Annotated in this window: 1 protein-coding gene; it reads left to right on the top strand. The window is 49.6% G+C overall.

What is annotated here, in order from left to right:
- Position 1 precedes the first annotated feature (1 nt).
- Positions 2–1,192, top strand: a complete 1,191-nt coding sequence (tuf, locus tag DFR44_RS11345) for an elongation factor Tu (protein WP_133621674.1) — start codon at positions 2–4, stop codon at positions 1,190–1,192.

The raw sequence follows: 1,192 nt of genomic DNA, 5'->3' as shown, positions 1-1,192 counted from the left end.
CATGGCAAAAGGTAAGTTCGAACGGACCAAACCGCACGTTAACGTTGGCACGATTGGTCACGTTGATCACGGTAAAACGACATTAACAGCGGCAATCACCACGATTTTGTCGGCGAAATTTGGTGGCGAAGCCAAAGGTTACGCGGATATTGACGCGGCTCCAGAAGAAAAAGCGCGCGGTATCACCATCAACACAGCGCACGTAGAATACGAAACAGCAACACGTCACTACGCACACGTTGACTGCCCAGGTCACGCCGACTATGTTAAAAACATGATTACAGGCGCGGCGCAAATGGACGGCGCGATTCTCGTGTGCTCAGCAGCAGACGGTCCAATGCCACAAACACGTGAGCACATCCTCTTGGCACGCCAAGTTGGTGTTCCATACATCATCGTATTCCTCAACAAATGTGACATGGTTGACGATGAAGAATTGCTCGAATTGGTCGAAATGGAAGTGCGTGAGCTCCTGTCAAAATACGACTTCCCAGGCGACGACTTGCCTATCGTAAAAGGCTCAGCTAAATTGGCATTAGAAGGCGACCAATCACCTATCGGCGAACCTGCAATTTTAGCCTTGGGCGACGCCCTCGACTCATACATCCCAACACCAGAACGCGCAGTAGACGGCACATTCTTGTTGCCAATCGAAGACGTATTCTCAATCTCTGGTCGTGGTACTGTTGTTACAGGTCGTATCGAACGTGGTATTGTTAAAGTCGGTGAAGAGCTCGAAATCGTCGGCATCAAAGACACAGCAAAAACCACTTGCACAGGCGTAGAAATGTTCCGCAAACTGCTCGACCAAGGTCAAGCGGGTGACAATGTTGGCGTATTACTCCGTGGTACAAAACGTGAAGACGTTGAGCGCGGTCAAGTATTGTGCAAACCAGGCTCAATCAAGCCGCACACTAAATTTGACGCAGAAATCTACGTCTTGTCAAAAGACGAAGGTGGTCGTCACACGCCATTCTTCAACAACTACCGCCCACAATTCTACTTCCGTACAACGGATGTAACAGGCGCAGTTTCTTTACCAGAAGGTAAAGAAATGGTTATGCCAGGCGACAACGTATCTATCAGCGTAGAACTCATCGCTCCAATCGCGATGGAAGAAGGTTTGCGCTTTGCGATTCGTGAAGGTGGTCGTACCGTCGGCGCAGGTGTCGTCGCTAAAATTACTGCGTAA

The sequence above is a fragment of the Hydromonas duriensis genome (assembly GCF_004363775.1).
GTDB classification, from domain to species: Bacteria; Pseudomonadota; Gammaproteobacteria; order Burkholderiales; family Burkholderiaceae; genus Hydromonas; species Hydromonas duriensis.
This window is presented reverse-complemented; position numbering and strand designations above follow the sequence as displayed.

Bases quoted from the DNA above. Each gene is read 5' to 3' on its own strand.
- tuf (WP_133621674.1), top strand. From the start codon at position 2: ATGGCAAAAGGTAAGTTCGAACGGACCAAACCGCACGTTAACGTTGGC.